Below are 19,145 nucleotides of genomic sequence, written 5' to 3'. Positions count from 1 at the left end.
AGGCAGACCTCAGTTCAGCCGGAAGCGCCCGATATCCTGTTCCAGGCGCACCGCCAGGTCCTTGAGTTGCTGGGCGGTGCGGGCCGAGGCCTGGGAGCTGGCGCTGTTGTTCTCGGCCATCTGGGCGATCCCTTCCACCTGTCGGGCGATTTCGGTGCTGGCGGCGCTCTGTTCGCCGAGGGCGTCGCTGATTTCGTTGATGGCATTGACGGTGCGCCCGGCGCCGGCACGGATGTGGGCGATGGCGGTGCCGGCCTGGCCGGCCCGGTCCACGCCCTCGCTGACCCGCTCGACCCCTTCTTCCATGGCCCGCACGGCATGCTGGGCGCCTTCCTGGATGCCACCGATCATGCCGGCGATCTCCTGGGTGGACTGGGTGGTGCGCTCGGCCAGCTTGCGTACCTCGTCGGCCACCACCGCAAAGCCACGCCCCTGCTCGCCGGCACGGGCGGCTTCGATGGCGGCGTTGAGGGCCAGCAGGTTGGTCTGGTCGGCGATCTCCTTGATGGTGCCGACGATGGCCGAGATCTGCGAGGACTGGTCGCCGAGCTTGCGGATGATGCCGGCGGAGCGCTTCACCACTTCGGAGATGCGGCCGATGTCATCCACGGTCTGGCGCACCACTTCGCTGCCTTCGGTGGATAGCTGCCCGGCGTGGGTGGCTTCGCTCTGGGCGTCGCGGGCGTTGGAGGCGATGTGGTTGATGCCGACGGTCATCTCTTCGACCGCCGCCGCCATGGCGCTGGCCGCGTCGCTCTGGTGGGCCGAGCCGCGGGCCACGTCGCTGGAGGAGCTGGCCAGGTGATCGGCCGCGGCAGACAGGTCGTCAGCCGTCTTGTGCGCCCCCTGGAGCAGCTGGGCAATGGATTCGCCCATGCGGTTGAAGGCGCTGGCGACGCGCTGCAGTTCATCCCGGGTGGCGAGCTCGACGTGCACGGTCAGGTCGCCGTCGGCCACCTTCTCGGCATTGCCGGCCAGGCTGGCCACGGCGCCGCCGATGGCCGAGGCGACGGCGGCGAGGAGGTAGGTCACCAGCAGGGCGATGCCGATGGCCGCCGTTGCTGACAGGGTGAAGGTGCGCATCAGGCGGGACTCGCGATCGGCGAGCAGGCCTTGGAGTTCGGGGATGAAATGCTCGAAGGCGCTCTCGTAGAGGGCGTCGATGGCCGCGGTGGAGCGCTGCACCCACTCAGCCGCCGGGGTCTCGTAGCGCCCGGGGATGATGTCGCTGCGGGCCACCCCGGTCAGCTAGGCCAGGTGGGGGCCGGTCCCGGATTCCAGGGCTGCGATGCTGGTGACGATCTCCGGGTGGCCCTCGCTGGCGCGGCGGAGCTTCTGGATGACTTTCCGGTACTCGGCTTCGGCCGTGGCCATCAGCACGGTCAGGTCTTCCCGTTCCTGATCGCTGCCGGTTTTCCTGCTGAGCAGCAGGTTGCCGGTGGCGCGCATTTTGCCGATCCGTTCGATGAGCTCGGGCAGGGCATCGAGGGTCGCGTCGATCATGTAGAAAGAACCGGCTTCGGTGTCCAGCAGCAGGCCGGATGCGCTGATCACCGCTTTCGCGTGGGCCAGCAGGGCTTCGATCACCTTGCGGTGGGCAATCCGGCTGGCGGCGGCATCCAGGCTTCCGCCGGAGATGACCAGATCCTTCCAGTCCTTGCGCACGGCGGTCCATCCGGTTGCGGTGCCGCTGAGGGTGGGGGAGGCAGCCAGGGCCGCGTCGGCCTTGTCCAGCCAGCGGTCGGCCTGGGCGGCGGTCTCGTCGGCCCGGGGCTTCAACTCGGGCTTGCCGGACAGCACGCTGACCATCTGGCCCCGGTGCTGCTGGATCATCTGCACCGCGTGCAGGGTGGGCACCAGGGTGGCGACACCGGCCTGCTCGTTGCGGGTGTGGCGGACTTCACCCCACAGGGCGGCCCCCAGGGAGCCGCCGAGGCCGGCCAGGGCGATGAGCACACAGAGGATGATGATGGTGAACTTGCCGCGGAAACTCAGGCGGTTGAGCAATGCCACGGCGGGGGCAAGGAGCGTGTGCATGGGGGTACCTGCTGGGGAGGGGGCGAGGGCGCTGCGGGCCGCTATCCGTGTCGGGTCTTGTCCCGCAATGGGCCGCAGCGGCGAAGCCGATTGTCGGCGCGTCTCCTGTGCGGGGTCGTTAACCGGCGATAAGAAGCTCGGCCGGTCGTGGGGGCTCAGGCGGCGGGGGGCGCGGCCCGGAGCAGGGCTTCGGCCTCGTGGTGGGGCAGGGGGCGGGAGAAGAAGAAGCCCTGGGTCAGGGGGCAGCCCATGTCGCGGAGCATGTCCACCTGGGCGACGCTCTCGGCGCCCTCGGCGATCACTTCCAGGTGCAGAGCCTTGCCCAGGTTGAGGATGGCCCGCACGATCTCGGCACCCTCGATGGTGTGGGCCATGGCGCCGATGAAGGACTGGTCGATCTTCAGGGTGTCGATGGGGAAGCGCTGCAGGTAGCTGAGGGACGAGTAGCCGGTGCCGAAGTCGTCCATGCTGATGCCGATGCCCATGGCCCGCAGCTGTGCCAGTCGTGTCAGGGCCAGCTGTGCGTTGACCATCAGCACGCTCTCGGTGATCTCGAGTTTGAGGCAGGCGGGGGCCAGCCCCGTTTCCTCGAGTACGTCAGCCACCTGGCCCACCAGGCCTTCATCGGAGAACTGGCGGGCGGACAGGTTGACGCTGATGCTGAGACTGGAAAGGCGCCCGTCGGCGTCCTGCCAGCAGCGCAGCTGGCGGCAGGCCTCGCGCAGGGCCCAGCGGCCGATGGGCAGGATCAGGCTGGTTTCTTCGGCGAGGGGGACGAACTCGGCCGGCGAGATGAGGCCGCGGCTTTCGTGGGGCCAGCGGATCAGGGCTTCGAAAGCGGCGATGCGGCCGCTGCTGAGCTCGATCACCGGCTGGTAGTGGAGCACGAAGCCGTTCCGGTCGATGGCCCGGCGCAGGCTGCTCTCCATGTCCAGGGCCGCCACCGCCCGGTGGTGCATGTCGGCGTCGAAGAGGGCGTAGCATGCCTTGCCGTCGGCCTTGGCCCGGTACATGGCGGTGTCGGCGTCGCGCAGCAGCTCGTCCGGGTGGTGGTATTCGGGGGCCGACAGGGCGATGCCGATGCTGCAGTTCATGAACAGCTCGTAGCCGTCGATCACGAAGGGGGTGGCGAAGTGGCGCTGGATGCGGTCGGCCACGCGGATGGCGTCGGTGGCGTCGTCGATGTCCTCCAGCAGCAGCACGAACTCGTCGCCCCCCAGCCGGGCCAGGGTGTCGTGGGGCCGGCAGCACAGGCCCAGGCGGCGCCCGCATTCGATCAGCAGCTTGTCGCCGGTGGTGTGGCCGAGGCTGTCGTTCACGTTCTTGAAGCGGTCCAGGTCGAGGAACAGCACCGCAAAGCGCCGCTCCGGCTGGCGCTGCATGTGCTCGATGGCCTGGTGCAGGCGGTGGGTCACCAGGTTGCGGTTGGACAGGCCGGTGAGGCCGTCGCGCAGGGAGTCGCGCAGCAGGCGCTCCTCGGCCAGCTTGCGGGCGTGGATGTCGGTCTGGGAGCCCGCCATGCGCAGGGGCTGGCCGTCCCGGTCGCGCACAGCCATGCCCCGGCACAGCATCCAGCGGTAGTCGCCGCCCCGGGTGCGGATGCGGTATTCGACATTGAGGGGCGCGCCGGAGAGGGTCTGTGGGTTGGCGAGCTGGGCGCGCACGGCGGCGATGTCGTCGGCGTGGATCAGGGCCAGCCAGGCCTCCGGGTCGTCGCCGATCTCGTCGTCGGCAAAGCCCAGCATGGACTTCCAGCGTGGCGAGAAGTAGGCCCGGCCGCGCTGCAGGTGCCAGTCCCACAGGCCGTCGTTGGCCCCGGCGGCGGCCAGGGCGTAGCGCTCCTCGCTTTCCCGCAGGGCCCGCTCGACCTCCTTGCGCTCCATGGCATAGCGCATGGCGCGCAGCAGCAGGTTGCTGTTCACCTCGCCCTTGATCAGGTAGTCCTGGGCACCGGTCTTGACCGCGTGCAGGGCCATCACCTCGTCGTCGGTGCCGGTGAGCACGATGATGGGCACCTGAGGGGCGTGGGCAAACATGGTGCAGAAGGTCTCGATGCCCAGGCTGTCGGGCAGCGACAGGTCCAGCAGCACCACGCCAATGTCGCCGCTGGAGAGCATGTCCAGCCCGGCCGACAGGCGGTCGGCCCGCCATAGCCGGAAGCTGTCCCCGTCCCCGTCGGCCAGCATCTCCTGGATCAGGCGGGCATCGCCGGGGTTGTCTTCGACGAGCAGCACATTGGAGTGCGCACTGCTCATGAGCGCGCGCCGCAGGGCAGGGTGACGACGCTCAGCCAGAAGGCGTCGATGAGCTTAACCGCCTGGATGAAGCATTCGAAATCCACCGGCTTGGTGATGAAGCAGGCGGCCTGCAGCAGGTAGGCGCGCTGGACGTCCTGCTCCGCCCGGGAGGTGGTGAGCACCACTACCGGGATGTGCATCAGGGCCGGGTCGGCCTTGATGGCCGCCAGCACCTCGCCGCCGTCCATGCGCGGCAGGTTGAGGTCGAGGAGAATCAGGTCGGGCAGTGGCTTGCCGGCGTGGATACCCTCCTGGCGCAGGTAGGCCAGGGCCTCGACGCCGTCCCGGGCGACATCAAGGGGGGTGTCCACACGGTTGTCCTTGAAGGCTTCGATGGTCAGGCGCACGTCCCCGGGGTTGTCCTCCACGAGGAGGATCCGGATGGGGCGTTGGCGGTCACGCATGGGGGGTCTCCTCCCGATCAGGCAGTGTGAAACTGAAGCTCGTCCCCTCGCCAGGGGTTGATTGCACGCCGATCTGCCCGCCGTGGCGCTCAACGATCTTCTTGCAGATGGCCAGGCCGATGCCGGTGCCCGGGTATTCGGCGGCGGTGTGCAGGCGCTGGAAGATCACGAAGATCCGCTCGGCGTAGCGGGCGTCGATGCCGATGCCGTCATCCTGCACCTCGATGCGCCAGGCCGCGTCCTCGCGCCGGGCGTCGATGTGCACGCGGGGCGCCGGGCCCTTGCGGAACTTGATGGCGTTGCCGATCAGGTTCTGCAGCAGCTGCTCCATCTGGGTGGCGTCGGCGTTGACTACCGGCAGCGTGCCGGTGCTGATCCGGGCGCCACTCTCGTCGATGGCGGCGCGCAAGTTGATGCGCACCTGGGCCACGCTGGTCGCCAGATCCACCGGCTGGAAGCCCTTGCCGCGGCTGCCCACCCGGGAGAAGGTGAGCAGGTCGTTGATGAGGCGCTGCATGCGCAGGGCCCCATCGACGATGAAGCCCATGAACTCGTCGGCGTCTCCGTCGAGGCGGTTGCGGTAGCGCTTGCCCAGGAGCTGGGTGTAGCTGGCCACCATGCGCAGGGGCTCCTGCAGGTCGTGGGAGGCGACGGAGGCAAACTGTTCCAGGTCTGCGTTGGAGCGGGCCAGCTCACGGGCCTGCTCGGCCAGCAGCTTCTCGGCGCGGCGGCGCTCATGGATTTCCTGCTGCAGCTGGGCGTTGCGCTCTTCGAGCTCGGCGGTGCGTTCGCGCACGCGCCTGTCCAGCTCGTCATGGGCGCCGCGCAGGATCAGCTCGGCGGCGCGCCTTTCAGTGATGTCGCGCAGGATCACCGTGAACACCAGCCCATCCGGCCCCCGGAACTTGGAGATCGAGGCTTCGGCCGGAAACTCGCTGCCATCGCGCCGGCGTCCGTAGATCTCGCCGCGCTGAGCCATCATCCGCGAGGCCTCCGGGGCCGCCGAAAAATCCCGCACCTGGCCGCCATGGCGGGCGACGAAGCGTTCGGGAATCAGCCGATCCAGGGGCTGGCCGATGATGTCGGCGGCGCTGTAGCCGAAGATGCGCTCGGCACCCCGGTTGAACAGGGTGATGACGTGGGATTCGTCGATGGAGATGATCGCGTCGTTGGCGCTGGCGAGAATCTCGTCGAAGCGCGGGTCGGCGACACGCATGCTCCGTGACCCGGCGGTGGTGCTGGGTGGGGCATGGGGTGAGGCGATGCGGGTCGTGCTCTTCGCGCTCACGGGACACTCCGGAGAGGGGGTGTTTCAAGTCTGGTCGCTTGGCGCGGTGACTTCAACCCTGTGCTGAGTAGGGTTTCCGCAGCCCTGGTGGCCGGCGTCAGCCTGGCCGCGACGCCAGGTGGCGCGTTGCTCCTGCTTGCCTCTGCTGTCGCTCTGAAACCGGGGCGAGCGCCAATGGCGGCGCGCTGTTGTGGGGTCGAATTCATTCGACCGTGGACTTCCGGCCACCGACTTGCCTGTGAATCAACGCGCGGAGGTCGTATGAATTCGAACCCACAGGATTGGGGGCACGGACTGTATTCCGGTGGCTGGAAATCAACACCTGGCAGGTCATTGGTGATGATTGCCCAGCAAAAGGCTTTTTTAGTTATTTCAATAGCTTGGATGAATTCATGGAATGCCGTCTATTTCATTCCGGCATGGAATGCATATCGGAACAATTTGGTTTGGTGCGCTGCATCGGGCCCACACACTGCACTCCGTCAGCGCTATCGGCGCATTCATGAAATGGAGCTTCCCCATGCAGGCCGTCATCGTCGGCGCGGATCGCATCGAGGGCATCCGCAGCGAGATCCTCAGGGTGGCCGACCAGTTCGGCATCAAGGACATCGACCACTGGACCGGTCGAAAGGCGTCCGAAAACCGCCGTCAGCTGTCGCGGCGCACCGGGCTGGTGGTGTTCATGTGCGACCGGGCCAATCACATGCTGATGCGCAATGTGCGCAAGCAGGCCGAGGATCTGGGTATTCCCATGGTGTTCTGCCGCCACTCGGCCACCGAAGTGCGGGAGCGCCTGGATGAACTGGGTTGCAGCCGCTGTGCCAGCAGCGGCCGGGCCGAACTGAGGCACAAGTCCTGAGCTGGTGCGGCTTCCCGGGCAGCAATTGCCCTTACGTCACCTGAAAAGCATTGCAGCGGGAGCCTGCAAAGCAACGAAAAATTGATTGGTTTGGGGGGTGGTGGGCCGGCGCTACAGTCGGTGCATCGCTGTTTTTGCTGCAAGGCATCATGTCCCAGACCGCTTCCTCCCCCTTGTCCCCGACCCCCGCCATCGAACTGCGCGGCGTTTCACGCCGCTTTGCCGATCCCGGTGGCCGTCTGGTGGGCGTGCAGCCCACCAGCCTGAGCATTCCCACCGGCGAGATCCACGGCATCATCGGTTTTTCCGGTGCCGGCAAGTCCACCCTGCTGCGCATCGTCAATCTGCTGGAGCGCCCCGATGCCGGCGAGGTCATCGTCCATGGTCAGGACCTGACCCGCCTGTCCGCCGCTGGGCTGCGTCAGGCCCGGCACCGCATCGGCATGATCTTCCAGCACTTCAACCTGCTGCATAACCAGACCGTCGCCGACAACGTGGCCCTGCCCATGCGCATCGCCGGTGAAGACCCGGCGCGCATCCGCGAGCGGGTGAAGGTGTGCCTGGATTTCGTGGGCTTGGCCGAGAAGGCCGACGTCTATCCCGGGCGCCTCTCCGGCGGCCAGAAGCAGCGCGTCGCCATTGCCCGCGCCCTGGCCCCAGAGCCCCACGTGCTGCTGGCCGACGAGCCCACCTCGGCCCTCGACCCGCGCACCACCCTGGATCTGCTCGGCGTGCTGGCCGATGCCAACCGGAAGTTCGGCGTCAGCATCCTGCTGGTCAGCCACGAGATGGAGGTCATCCGCCGCCTGTGCCACCGGGTGTCGGTGATGGAGGGCGGGCGCATCGTCGAGCAGCTCGACATCGCCGACGGGCGCATCCCCGAAGGTTCGCGCCTGGCCCGCTGGCTCAGCGACTTCGGCGCCGGCCCGGCGGCCAGCCCGTCCCCCGCTGCCCGGCCCGATGCCGGCACCGGACACCACCTTGCCCTGGAGGCCGCCCATGCCTGAAACCACGTCCCTGCTCGACACCCTCAACGAGCTGTTGCCCGAGATCCTCAAGGCCACCGGCGAGACCCTGCTGATGATGGCCATCTGCCTGTCGGCGGCCATCGTCATCGGCGGTGCGCTGGGCCTGCTGGTCTTCCTCACCAGCCGGGGCCAGTCGCTGGCGCGCTTCCGCAGCTTCAACCTGGTGGCCAACGGGGTCATCAACGTGGTGCGGAGCTTCCCCTTCATCATCCTGCTGGTGGCCATCTCGCCCTTCACCCGGGTCATCGCCGGCACCTCCATCGGCCCTCTGGCGGCCAGCGTGCCCCTGTCCATCGCCGCCATCTTCTATTTCGCCCGGCTCATCGAGCAGACCCTGCGCGACGTGCCCCGGGGCGTCATCGAGGCCGCCGAGGCCATGGGCGCCTCGCCCCTGCAGATCGTCCGCCATGTGCTGCTGGTGGAGGCCCGCTCCGGCCTGGTGCTGGCCGTCACTGTGCTGGCGGTGAGCTTCCTGTCCTACTCGGCGGTGGCCGGGGTGGTGGGCGGCGGCGGCATTGGCGACCTGGCCATCCGCTACGGCTACTACCGCTTCCAGACCGACGTCATGCTCATCACCATCGTGCTGCTGGTGGTGCTGGTGCAGAGCATTCAGTTTCTTGGCCAGTGGGCTGCCCGCCACGTGGACAAGCGTTGAACCCCTTACAACAAGACCACAACCCGAATCGTTCCAGGAGAACATCACCATGAATACCCGTCGCCATTTCGCCCTGCGTCTGCTCTCCGTGGCCGGCCTCGTCGCCGCCATCGGCCTGGGTGCCGCCACCGCCCAGGCCCAGGAAAAGAAGACCCTGACCATCGGCGCCACCGCCGGCTCCAACTTCGATCAGCTCAAGCTCGGCATCAAGCCCGTGCTCGAAAAGAAGGGCTACACCGTCAAGCTCGTCGAGTTCAACGATTACGTGCAGCCCAACCTGGCCCTGGCCCAGGGCTCTCTCGACGCCAACCTGTTCCAGCACATCATCTATCTGAAGAAGTTCAGTGCCGACAAGGGGCTGAACCTGGTGGACATCACCAAGGCGCCCATCGCCCCTCTGGGCCTGTACTCCAAGAAGCGCAAGAGCCTCAACGAGGTGAAGGACGGCGACCGCATCACCCTGCCGAATGACCCCAGCAACCTGGCCCGCGCCCTGGTCTTCCTGGAGCAGCTCAAGCTCCTCAAGGTGAAGGCCGGCGTCGTCCCCCTGAAGGCCACCGAGAAGGACGTGGCCGAGAACCCGCGCAAGCTGGTGCTCACCCCCATCGAGGCCGCCCAGCTGCCGCGCACCCTGGACGACGCCGAGTTCGCCCTCATCAACGGCAACTTCGCCATCTCCTCCGGCCTCAAGCTCACCGAAGCCGTGGCCCTGGAGAAGACCCCCGACCACTACCTGAACGTGGTCGCGGTGAAGGCCGACGACAAGGACAAGCCCTGGGCCAAGGACATCGCCGCCGCATTCCACACCCCGGAATACCGCGCCGCCCTGGACAAGCACTTTGCCGGTTACGCCCGCCCGGCCTTCCTGCAGTGATCTTTGCAGGGCTATAGGGGCGACATGTAGGGGCGACTTCAGTCGCCCATCGAGCGTCGATCAGCGGCATGCCGTTGGTCGGAGTCCGCGGGCGACTGAAGTCGCCCCTACACGCTCCGCCATTTGCCCGCACCAAAGGAATCCCCCAATGACCACCGCCCACCGCCCCTACTGGGACGAAGCCCTGGAAACCCAGCCCCGCGCCGACTGGGACGCCCTCAAGCTGCAGCTGCTGCAAAAGCACCTGCTGCACGCGTATACCCATTCACCCTATTACCGGGCCAGCTTTGATGCGGCCGGGGTGCATCCGGAAGAGGTGCGCAGCCTGGACGACATCCGGCGCTTCCCCTTCATCAACAAGCAGACCCTGCGCGACCGCCAGCTGGCCGTGCCGCCCTTTGGCGACCTGGTGGCGGTGCCCGAGCGGGACATCGTCTACATCTCCGCCTCCAGCGGCTCCACCGGCGTGCCCACCGCCTCGCCCTTCTCGTCCACCGACTTCGACGAGTGGATCGACTACGAGGCGCGCCAGTTCTGGAGCTCCGGCCTGCGCCCGGAAGACCGCTACGCCCACTCGCTGAATTTCTCCCTGTTCGTCGGCGGCCCTTGCGTGCTGGGGGCCCAGAAGCTTGGCGCCCTGTCCATCCACGCCGGCACCGTGCCCTCGGAGCGCCTGCTGGCCATCCTGCGCCAGTTCCAGGTCACTGCCATCTGGACCACCCCGTCCTACGCCTGGTACCTGGGCGAGACAGCCATCAAGGAAGGCATCGATCTGCGCAAGGATCTGGCCGTGCGCCGCATCTTCGTGGCCGGCGAGCCTGGCGGCTCCATCCCCGAGACCCGCCAGCGCATCGAGGACCTGTGGGGCGCCTCGGTGTATGACTACTACGGCCTGTCGGACATCTTCGGCTCCTGCGCCGGCATGTGCGAGGAGAAGGATGGCCTGCACTGGGCCGAGGACCACATCCTGGTCGAGGTGCTGCACCCCGACACCAACGAACCGGTGGAGGAGGGCAGTCGCGGCGAGCTGGTGCTGACCACCCTCAGGAAGACCGCCCGGCCCATGGTGCGCTTCCGCACCGGCGACATTGTCTCCTTCACCGCCGAGCCCTGCGGCTGCGGACGCACCTCCATCCGCCTGCAGGGCGTGCACGGGCGCCTGGACGACATGCTCATCATCAAGGGCGCCAACCTCTTCCCCAGCGACGTGGAAGCCATCGCCCGGCGCGATCACGACTTCACCGGCGAATATCGCCTGATCGTCGAGCGCGAGAACCACCTGGACCGCCTCACCGTGGAGCTGGAGCGAAGCCCGGCCTATGCCGGCAGCGACGAGGAGCTGGCCCACCGCTTCGGCCGCCAGCTCAAGTCCATTACCGGCGTGAGTGCCGAAGTGAAGATCCTTCCCGCCGACACCCTGCCCCGCGCCACCCACAAGGCCAAGCGTGTGGAAGACCGGCGCAGCGGCGTGTGGGGCTGAGACATCCCTGAAACCCGCGAGCAGCTTGAAGCCGCCCCAACATAAAAAAGGAGCATCGCCATGACCGACCGCAAAGCCGCCTACCGCTTCGAAACCCTGCAGGTCCATGCCGGCCAGCAGCCGGCCCCCGGCACCAACGCCCGTGCCGTGCCGATCTACCAGACTACCTCCTACACCTTCAACGACGCCGACCACGGCGCGCGCCTGTTTGCGCTGAAGGAGTTCGGCAACATCTACACCCGCATCATGAACCCCACCACCGACGTCTTCGAGCAGCGCATCGCCGCGCTCGAAGGCGGGGTGGCGGCGGTGGCCACCAGCTCCGGCCAGGCTGCCCAGTTCCTGGCCATCACCACCATCGCCCAGGCCGGCGACAACATCGTGTCCACCAGCTATGTGTATGGCGGCACCTACAACCAGTTCAAGGTCACCCTGCCGCGCCTGGGCATCAACGTGAAGTTTGTCGAGGGCGACGACCCGGAGGATTTCCGCCAGGCCATCGATGCCAACACCAAGGCCATCTATGTGGAGACCATCGGCAACCCGCGCTTCAACATCCCCGATTTTGAAGCCCTGGCCAGGGTGGCCCACGAGGCCGGCATTCCGCTGATCGTGGACAACACCTTCGGCGCCGGCGGTTATATCGCCCGGCCCATCGACCACGGCGCCGACATCGTCGTCGAGTCGGCCACCAAGTGGATCGGCGGCCACGGCACCTCCATCGGCGGCGTCATCATCGACTCCGGCCGGTTCGACTGGGGCAACGGCAAGTTCCCCCTGTTCACCGATCCGGCGCCGGGCTACCACGGCCTCAACTTCTGGGAGGTGTTCGGCAGCGGCGGACCCTTCGGCAACATCGCCTTCGCCATCCGCGCCCGGGTTGAAGGCCTGCGCGACATCGGCCCCAGCCTGTCGCCCTTCAACGCCTTCCAGCTGCTGCAGGGCGTCGAGACCCTGTCCCTGCGTGTTCAGCGCCACCTGGACAACACCCTCGAGCTGGCCCGCTGGCTGAAGGCCCATCCGCAGGTGGCGTGGGTCGAGTACAACGGCCTCGAAGACAGCCCCTATCACGCGCTGGCAAAGAAGTACCTGCGCAACGGCTTCGGTGCGGTGCTCAACTTCGGCATCAAGGGTGGCGCCAACGCAGCCCGCACCTTCATCGACAACGTGGAGCTGGCCAGCCACCTGGCCAACGTGGGCGATGCCAAGACCCTGGTCATCAACCCGGCCTCCACCACCCACCAGCAGCTCTCCGAAGCGGAACAGAAGAGCGCCGGCGTGCGCCCCGACCTGATCCGCGTGTCGGTGGGCATCGAGCACATCGACGACATCAAGGCCGACTTCGACCACGCCCTGCGTCGGGCCGGCCTCGACGTGGCCGCCTGAGGCGACTGGTGTTGCCATGAGCCTTTCCCGCCGTCTGTCCGGGCAGACCCGCCTCTTCACCGCCGGGCAGCCCCTGGCCCTGGAGTCCGGGGGCAGCCTGCCCGGGCTGCAGCTCGCCTTCCGCACTTGGGGCCGTCTCAATGCCCGGGGCGATAACGTCGTCATCGTGTGCCATGCCCTTACTGGCACTGCCGACGCCGATGCCTGGTGGGCGCCCCTTTTCGGGCCGGGCCGGGCCCTCGATCCGGAGCAGCACTTCATCGTCTGCAGCAACGCTCTGGGGAGCTGCTACGGCAGCACCGGCCCCACCTCGCCCGCGCCGGACGGACGCCCGTGGGGGGCGCGCTTTCCCGCCATCACCATCCGCGACCAGGTGCAGGCCCAGATCAGCCTGGCCGACGCCCTGGGCATCCGCCGCATCCGTTTCGTGATCGGCGGTTCCATGGGCGGGCTGCAGGCGCTGGAGTGGGCTCTGCTCGATCCCGACCGGGTGGATGCGGTGGCGTGCATCGCCGCCTCGGGCAAGCACTCGCCCTGGTGCATGGCCTGGAGCGAGGCCCAGCGCCTGGCCCTGGCCGGTGACCCGCGCTACCGGGACGGCGACTACGACCCCGCCGACCCACCCCTGGCCGGGCTGGCTGCGGCCCGGGCCATGGCCATGGTCAGCTACCGCAGCCCCGCCTCCCTGGGCCGGCGTTTCGGACGCAGCCTGGGCGACGAGGTCTTTGGCGCCGCGGCCGCCACCCCGGGCGACTACGCCGTGCGGGGCTGGCTGCGCCACCATGGGGATGCGCTGACCCGGCGCTTCGACCCCCACAGCTACCGCGTGCTGCTGGATGCCATGGACAGCCACGACCTGGGGCGAGGGCGTGGGGGCTGCGCCACGGCCCTGGGGCGCATCCATCAGCCCGTGCTGGTGGGCTCCATCCCCTCGGACGCCCTGTATGTCCCGGAAGACCAGCTCTACCTGGCCAGCCAGCTGCTGCGGGCGCAGCTCATTGCCATCGATTCGGAGCACGGCCACGACGGCTTCCTGATTGATGCGGAGCGTTTCGAGCCGGCCCTGCGCCGTTTCCTGGCCGAGTTCGCGTCTGCTCCCCAGGCGGCGGCGACAGCGCCCGGCCGCCGGCCGGTCTACCACTGAGGCCCAGGCCATGAGCGGACCACGCCCAACCCCGGCAAAGCCACGCCGGCGCCGACGTCCCACCCTGGGGGCGGCGGTGCTGTGCGGGGCCCTGCTGGGCAACCTGCTCGACGATGGCGCCAGCCTGCTCGGCGATCTGTCCGGCGGTGATCCGCAGGCGCTGTTTGCCACCCGCGGCAACCTGGAGCGGGCGCTTGAGCGCCTGGCCTGCATGCGCGAGAGTGCCCTCGCCATGCCTGCCGAGCAGCGCAGTGCCCTGCCCGGCATCGACTGGCAGGCCTGGGAGAGCCTGCCCCTGCAGTCGGCCAGCGGCCCCACCCGGGAATGGCGGGAGCGGCTGTGGCGGCTCGTCGTCGAGCTGGTGCCGGCCACGGTCGAGGAAGCCCGGCGCTACCAGGCACCGACAGAGCGCTGAGGCAGAGGGCCCGGAGCGCTGCCGCAATCAGGGCAGCCGGTGCTGGAAAAACAGCAGGCCCTGCTGGTCCATCAGCAGCGCACCCGCCACCGGCCTCGCCCCGCAAACCCGCGTCTGCGCTCAATTTTGCCCTGAAATCAGGGCCTTCCCGGCGTGGCGTGACGGCCGTCCGGCGCGGGTACGCTTATTGCCCCTCCTGCCCCCAGTGCCCTTCCGGCCGCCCGTTCATCCACAAGGGGGTTCCATGTCTTTCCCGCTTCGTCCCGTTCTTGGCGCCACCGCCATCCTTTCGCTGCTGGCCGCGCTTCCCGCCCAGGCCCAGACCCTGCAATCTGCCGTGCGTGCATTGGATGCCGCCGGCACCCGCAGCATCCAGCTCACCGGCAGCGGCAGCTGGTTCCAGTTCGGTCAGGCGCCCGACCCCAGCCTGCCCTGGCCGCGCTTCGACGTGAGCCGCTATGTGGCCGACATCGATTACGAGAAGGGCAGCGCGCGGGTCCAGATCAACCGCATCCAGGCCCTGGAGGCCGGCCGTGAGCGCCCGGTACCGGTGGAGCAGAAGGTCGATCAGTACGTCAGCGGCCCGGTGGCCTGGAACCTGCCGGTGATTGCCCCGGGGGGAACGCTGGCGGCACCGGTACCGCAGTTTGCGGCGGTCGCCGAGCGCACCGCCGAGATCCTGTCCACACCCCAGGGTTTCCTGCGCGCGGCCCTGGCCAACAAGGCCCGCTCGCGTCCGCTGAAGGGCGGGGGCAGCGAGGTGGCCTTCACCGTCGGCGGCAAGCACCGCTTCGTCGGACACATCAATGCCCGCAATGAAGTAGCCGTGGTGCGCACCTGGGTGGACAACCCGGTGCTGGGCGACACCCTGGTGGAGACGCGCTTCTCCGACTACCGCGATTTCGGGGGCATTCCCTTCCCCAGCCACATCGCGCGCAGCCAGGGGGGCTACCCGGTGCTGGACCTGAAGGTGAACGATGTCCGGATCAATGGCGCCGCGAGCATTGCCGTGCCGCCCGAGGTGGCCAGCGCCACCCCGGTTGCACCGGTGGTCAAGGCCGACAAGCTCGCCGAGGGGGTTTACTACCTCACCGGCGGCACCCACCACAGCGTGCTGATCGAACAGGCCGACCACCTGGTGGTGGTGGAGGCGCCCCTCAACGAGGAGCGCTCCCTGGCGGTGATCGCCAAGGCCAAGGAGACGGTGCCGGGCAAGCCCATCAAGTACCTGATCAACACCCACGCCCACTTCGACCACTCCGGCGGTTTGCGCACCTTTGCCCGGGAGGGGGCCGTGATCGTCACGCCCAAGGCCAACGTGCCCTACTACCGCAAGGTGTGGGCCGCGCCGCGCACCCTCAACCCGGACAGCCTGGCGCGCTCGCGCAAGGGGGCCGTGTTTGCCGAGGTGGATGGCAAGCGGGTGCTGAGTGATGGCAAGCGCAGCATTGAGGTGCACAGCATTGTCGGCAGCGGCCATAGCGACGCCTTTGCCCTGGTCTATCTGCCGGGCGAAAAAATCCTCGTCGAGGGCGACGCCTACACCCCGGCAGCGGCCAATGCGCCTGCGCCGTCCCGCCCCAACCCCTACGCCGTAAACCTCCACGACAACATCCGCCGGCTGGGGCTGGATGTGGCGCAGATCGCCGCGCTGCACGGCCCCCGCGTGGTCACGCTGGCCGACCTGCGCCTTGCCATTGGCGAGCAGAGCGCCTCCCGCTGAACGCGTGTGAATGAATCCATTGCGCGGTCCGGTTTCGCCCGGGCCATCCATTCATGCATAGGTATTCATGCCTCCGCGAATAAGCATAAAAGTTTTTCTTGGTTCGCCATTCCGGCAGCCCTCTCTAGACTCGGTTTCACTTACTTTTAGCCCATAGGAAGTCGTCTCATGAAATCTCGCTTCGCCCGCCGCTCCGTCCTGTCCTTGGCTCTGGTGCTCGGCCTGTCCAGCCTGGCCCATGCCGACGTGACCCTGCTCAACGTCTCCTACGACCCGACCCGTGAGCTCTACCAGGAATACAACGCGGCCTTCGCCAAGTACTGGAAGACCAAGAACAACGAAACCGTCACCATCAAGCAGTCCCATGGTGGCTCTGGCAAGCAGGCCCGCTCGGTGATCGACGGCCTCGAAGCCGACGTGGTGACCCTGGCCCTGGCGGCCGACGTGGATGCGCTGCACGACAACGGCAAGTGGATCCCGGCCGACTGGCAGAAGCGTCTGCCCCACAACGCCTCGCCCTACACCTCCACCATCGTGTTCCTGGTGCGGAAGGGCAACCCGAAGAAGATCAAGGACTGGAATGACCTGGCCAAGCCGGGCATCGAGGTCATCACCCCGAACCCGAAGACCTCCGGCGGGGCCCGCTGGAACTATCTGGCCGCCTGGGGTTACGCCCTCAAGCTGCCGGGCGGCACCGAAGTCACCGCCAAGGATCTGGTCAAGAAGATCTACGGCAACGTGAAGGTGCTCGACTCCGGCGCCCGCGGCTCCCTGACCACCTTCACCGAGCGCGGTATCGGCGACGTGCTGATCTCCTGGGAAAACGAAGCCTACCTGGCCACCAAGGAACTGGGCCCGGACAAGTTCGACATCATCACCCCGTCCCTGTCCATCCTGGCCGAGCCGCCTGTCTCCGTGGTGGACAAGGTGGTGGACAAGCGCGGTACCCGCAAGGTCGCCGAGGAGTACCTGAAGTACCTGTACTCGCCGGAAGGTCAGGACATCGCCGGCAAGAACTACTACCGCCCGATCGATCCGAAGGTGGCTGCCAAGTACGCCAAGACCTTCGCCCCGGTCAAGCTGTTCACCATCGACGAGCTCTTCGGCGGCTGGACCAAGGCCCAGAAGACCCACTTCGCCGACGGCGGCGTGTTCGACCAGATCACCACCGTCAAGTAAGTCCGGCGTGCTCCCGCCCCCGCCCTCGGCGGGAGCGTCCTTTCACACAATGCGCCAGGCTACCGGTCTGGCGCATTTTTCATTGGCATCTTTTGATTGGGGGCGTTCAGGTGCAGCAAACCACCTTGATCGTGCCGGGGCTCAACGACAGCGGCCCCGGGCACTGGCAGAGCTGGCTGGAAACCCGGCTGGCCGATGCCCGCCGGGTTCGTCAGATCGACTGGACCGCGCCGGTGCTGGCGCGCTGGGCCACCGAGGTCCGGCGCGAAATCGACGAGGCGGCCGGCGTGGTGTGGCTGGTGGCCCACAGCTACGGCTGTCTGGCCTCGGTGGTGGCCGCCGCCGACCGCCCCGAACGGGTGGCCGGCCTGCTGCTGGTGGCACCGCCCGACCCCGACCGCTTCAGTGCCTTCGGCCTGCGCGACACCAGCTACGTATCCGACCGGGGCGGGCTGTCCTCATGGATTCCTTCTACTCCCATCGGCGTACCGAGTATGGTCGTGGCCAGCCGCAACGACCCCTGGGCCAGCCTGGAGGGCACGGCCCGCTGGGCGGACTGTTGGGGCAGTCTGTTCATCGACATCGGTGAGGCCGGACACATCAACGTGGACTCCGGGCATGGCCCGTGGCCCCAGGGTCTGGCCCTGCTCAATGCCCTGCGCGACTCCTACACCGGCCTGCCCCTGGGCAGCATCGACGACGCCCGCCTGACCCACAAGGGCAAGCGCGGCGCCCTGGCCCGGCTGCGCCACCGCACCCGGTTCAACTGGGAGGTGTTTACCGAAGTGTCGTCCTGAGGGCGTGGGAATCAAGCTGCGTGCGTCAGCTTGATGTCGTCTGACCGCGCGCGTGCTTCCGTGGGGTCGAGTTCATCCTGTTTTCCTTGGTTGTCCTCCCCGAACCAGACGCAAACCCAATGCTGACGCGGGTTTGCCCTCCACTGGCCGGATCACCCGATGGATGAAGCTGAAGGGGTTTATGGGACGCGCTGAAGGCGGCTGGAGGGACTGTGGGGGCGACTTCAGTCGCCCGCGGACTGAGATCAAGGGCATGCCTGTGATAGACGCGTGGGTGGGCGACTGAAGTCGCCCCTACAAGTCGCCCTTACAAGTCGCCCCTACAGGAGATGTCGGGCGACACCAGGAATTGACCCGAAGGGCTTTCAATTTGCCTATCCGCGATTCCGGGAAAGCTTATCGCTCCGGCATTGGTAACCAATCAAATATATGTTGGTTCGCTGCCCGGCGGGGGGCCGGTATCGTGAGTTCCTGACCTGTCCGTCCATTCGTTTTCAACTCGAGTCCGTCGATTCGACCCCTTGAAGGAGATCTCCATGTCCAGATGGTATGAGGACAACGCATTTTCCATCGGCCACACCCCGCTGGTCCGGCTCAACCGCATCACCGATGGCGCCGGCGCCACCGTGCTGGCCAAGATCGAGGGGCGCAACCCGGCCTATTCGGTGAAGTGCCGCATCGGCGCGGCCCTGGTGTGGGACGCCGAGAAGCGCGGGCTGCTCGGGCCGGGCAAGGAACTGGTCGAACCGACCAGTGGCAACACCGGTATCGCCCTGGCCTTCGTGGCTGCGGCCAAGGGCATTCCCCTGACCCTCACCATGCCCGAGACCATGAGCATCGAACGGCGCAAGTTGCTCCTCGCCTATGGCGCCAGGCTGGTCCTCACCGAGGGCCCCAAGGGCATGAGTGGTGCCGTGGCCAAGGCCGAGGAGATTGCCGCCTCCGATCCGGACAAGTACGTGCTGCTGCAGCAGTTCAAGAACCCCGCCAATCCCCTGATCCACGAAACCACCACCGGCCCGGAGATCTGGGATGACACCGATGGCAAGGTGGATATCTTCGTTTCGGGCGTGGGCACTGGCGGCACCATCACCGGCGTGTCTCGCTACTTCAAGCAGGGCCGCGGCAAGGCCATCCAGTCGGTGGCAGTGGAGCCGGCGGCCAGCCCCATCCTCACCCAGACCCGCGCCGGCGAGCCCCTCAAGCCCGGCCCCCACAAGATCCAGGGTATTGGCGCCGGCTTCGTGCCCGGCGTGCTCGATCTGACCCTGGTGGATGCGGTGGAGCAGGTCACCAACGAGGAGGCCGTCGAGTTCGCCCGTCGCCTGGCCCGGGAGGAGGGCATCCTGTCCGGCATCTCCTGCGGGGCGGCAGCGGCCGTTGCCGTGCGCCTGGCCAAGCTGCCGGAGAACGCCGGCAAGACCATCGTGGTGGTGCTGCCCGACTCCGGCGAGCGTTATCTCAGTTCGGTCCTCTTTGAGGGGGTGTTCGACGCGGCGGGGCTGCCGGCGTGAGCACCGCAGATCCGCTTCAGGGCATCCGCCCGGCGGTGCGCGGGGAGCAGGGCGGGCCCACCGCC

17 protein-coding genes are annotated in these 19,145 nt (G+C 67.5%); 12 read left to right on the top strand and 5 right to left on the bottom strand.

Features of this window, described 5'->3' with window-relative positions; genetic code table 11:
• Nucleotides 1-9: 9 nt before the first annotated feature.
• From ACIQ09_RS03075 to ACIQ09_RS03055, 5 genes are all read right to left on the bottom strand, one after another.
• Nucleotides 10-1,239 carry a methyl-accepting chemotaxis protein gene (locus ACIQ09_RS03075; protein WP_398305933.1) on the bottom strand — a complete coding sequence of 410 codons (1,230 nt, stop codon included), beginning with the start codon at nucleotides 1,237-1,239 and terminating at the stop codon, nucleotides 10-12.
• A gap of 9 nt (nucleotides 1,240-1,248) precedes the next feature.
• Nucleotides 1,249-2,037: a hypothetical protein gene (locus ACIQ09_RS03070; protein ID WP_398305930.1), complete on the bottom strand. Its 789-nt coding sequence runs from the start codon at nucleotides 2,035-2,037 to the stop codon at nucleotides 1,249-1,251.
• Between the two features lie 155 nt (nucleotides 2,038-2,192).
• The gene (locus tag ACIQ09_RS03065; RefSeq protein ID WP_398305927.1) at nucleotides 2,193-4,292 is read right to left on the bottom strand and encodes a putative bifunctional diguanylate cyclase/phosphodiesterase; all 2,100 of its coding nucleotides are present in this window, start codon (nucleotides 4,290-4,292) and stop codon (nucleotides 2,193-2,195) included.
• Nucleotides 4,289-4,738 (bottom strand): response regulator, encoded by a 450-nt coding sequence (locus ACIQ09_RS03060; RefSeq protein WP_398305924.1) that lies wholly within the window; start codon nucleotides 4,736-4,738, stop codon nucleotides 4,289-4,291. Before ACIQ09_RS03060 ends, ACIQ09_RS03065 begins: the two co-directional genes overlap by 4 nt.
• The gene (locus ACIQ09_RS03055; RefSeq protein ID WP_398305921.1) at nucleotides 4,731-6,026 is read right to left on the bottom strand and encodes an ATP-binding protein; all 1,296 of its coding nucleotides are present in this window, start codon (nucleotides 6,024-6,026) and stop codon (nucleotides 4,731-4,733) included. The genes ACIQ09_RS03060 and ACIQ09_RS03055 overlap by 8 nt, the downstream gene beginning before the upstream one ends.
• 502 nt (nucleotides 6,027-6,528) lie before the next feature.
• Between ACIQ09_RS03055 and ACIQ09_RS03050 the strand changes: the two genes are divergently transcribed.
• From ACIQ09_RS03050 to cysK, 12 genes are all read left to right on the top strand, one after another.
• Complete coding sequence (locus ACIQ09_RS03050) at nucleotides 6,529-6,885, top strand: DUF2325 domain-containing protein (RefSeq protein ID WP_398305918.1); 357 nt, start codon at nucleotides 6,529-6,531, stop codon at nucleotides 6,883-6,885.
• Between the two features lie 149 nt (nucleotides 6,886-7,034).
• Nucleotides 7,035-7,892: a methionine ABC transporter ATP-binding protein gene (locus ACIQ09_RS03045; protein ID WP_398305915.1), complete on the top strand. Its 858-nt coding sequence runs from the start codon at nucleotides 7,035-7,037 to the stop codon at nucleotides 7,890-7,892.
• Entirely contained in the window at nucleotides 7,885-8,568 is a 684-nt protein-coding gene (locus ACIQ09_RS03040; RefSeq protein WP_398305912.1) for a methionine ABC transporter permease, read from the top strand. Before ACIQ09_RS03045 ends, ACIQ09_RS03040 begins: the two co-directional genes overlap by 8 nt.
• A 49-nt stretch (nucleotides 8,569-8,617) precedes the next feature.
• Entirely contained in the window at nucleotides 8,618-9,442 is an 825-nt protein-coding gene (locus tag ACIQ09_RS03035) for a MetQ/NlpA family ABC transporter substrate-binding protein (RefSeq protein ID WP_398305909.1), read from the top strand.
• A gap of 148 nt (nucleotides 9,443-9,590) precedes the next feature.
• Nucleotides 9,591-10,922: a phenylacetate--CoA ligase family protein gene (locus tag ACIQ09_RS03030; RefSeq protein WP_398305907.1), complete on the top strand. Its 1,332-nt coding sequence runs from the start codon at nucleotides 9,591-9,593 to the stop codon at nucleotides 10,920-10,922.
• Between the two features lie 60 nt (nucleotides 10,923-10,982).
• The gene (locus tag ACIQ09_RS03025) at nucleotides 10,983-12,308 is read left to right on the top strand and encodes an O-acetylhomoserine aminocarboxypropyltransferase/cysteine synthase family protein (protein ID WP_398305903.1); all 1,326 of its coding nucleotides are present in this window, start codon (nucleotides 10,983-10,985) and stop codon (nucleotides 12,306-12,308) included.
• Nucleotides 12,309-12,324: 16 nt separating this feature from the next.
• Nucleotides 12,325-13,452, top strand: a complete 1,128-nt coding sequence (metX, locus tag ACIQ09_RS03020; protein ID WP_398305900.1) for a homoserine O-acetyltransferase — start codon at nucleotides 12,325-12,327, stop codon at nucleotides 13,450-13,452.
• 10 nt (nucleotides 13,453-13,462) lie between these two features.
• The gene (locus ACIQ09_RS03015) at nucleotides 13,463-13,867 is read left to right on the top strand and encodes a hypothetical protein (RefSeq protein ID WP_398305897.1); all 405 of its coding nucleotides are present in this window, start codon (nucleotides 13,463-13,465) and stop codon (nucleotides 13,865-13,867) included.
• A gap of 244 nt (nucleotides 13,868-14,111) precedes the next feature.
• Nucleotides 14,112-15,590 (top strand): MBL fold metallo-hydrolase, encoded by a 1,479-nt coding sequence (locus ACIQ09_RS03010; RefSeq protein ID WP_398305894.1) that lies wholly within the window; start codon nucleotides 14,112-14,114, stop codon nucleotides 15,588-15,590.
• Between the two features lie 168 nt (nucleotides 15,591-15,758).
• Nucleotides 15,759-16,769 carry a sulfate ABC transporter substrate-binding protein gene (locus ACIQ09_RS03005; RefSeq protein ID WP_398305891.1) on the top strand — a complete coding sequence of 337 codons (1,011 nt, stop codon included), beginning with the start codon at nucleotides 15,759-15,761 and terminating at the stop codon, nucleotides 16,767-16,769.
• 110 nt (nucleotides 16,770-16,879) lie between these two features.
• Nucleotides 16,880-17,566 (top strand): RBBP9/YdeN family alpha/beta hydrolase, encoded by a 687-nt coding sequence (locus ACIQ09_RS03000; protein ID WP_398305888.1) that lies wholly within the window; start codon nucleotides 16,880-16,882, stop codon nucleotides 17,564-17,566.
• Nucleotides 17,567-18,102: 536 nt separating this feature from the next.
• On the top strand, nucleotides 18,103-19,080 hold the full coding sequence (gene cysK, locus ACIQ09_RS02995; protein ID WP_398305885.1) for a cysteine synthase A: 978 nt from the start codon (nucleotides 18,103-18,105) through the stop codon (nucleotides 19,078-19,080).
• Nucleotides 19,081-19,145 lie beyond the last annotated feature (65 nt).

It is taken from the genome of Zoogloea sp. (genome assembly GCF_044344315.1).
In the GTDB taxonomy this organism is placed as follows: domain Bacteria; phylum Pseudomonadota; class Gammaproteobacteria; order Burkholderiales; family Rhodocyclaceae; genus Zoogloea.
Note: the sequence above shows the minus strand (reverse complement) of the source record. Positions and strands in the feature narration are given on the sequence as shown.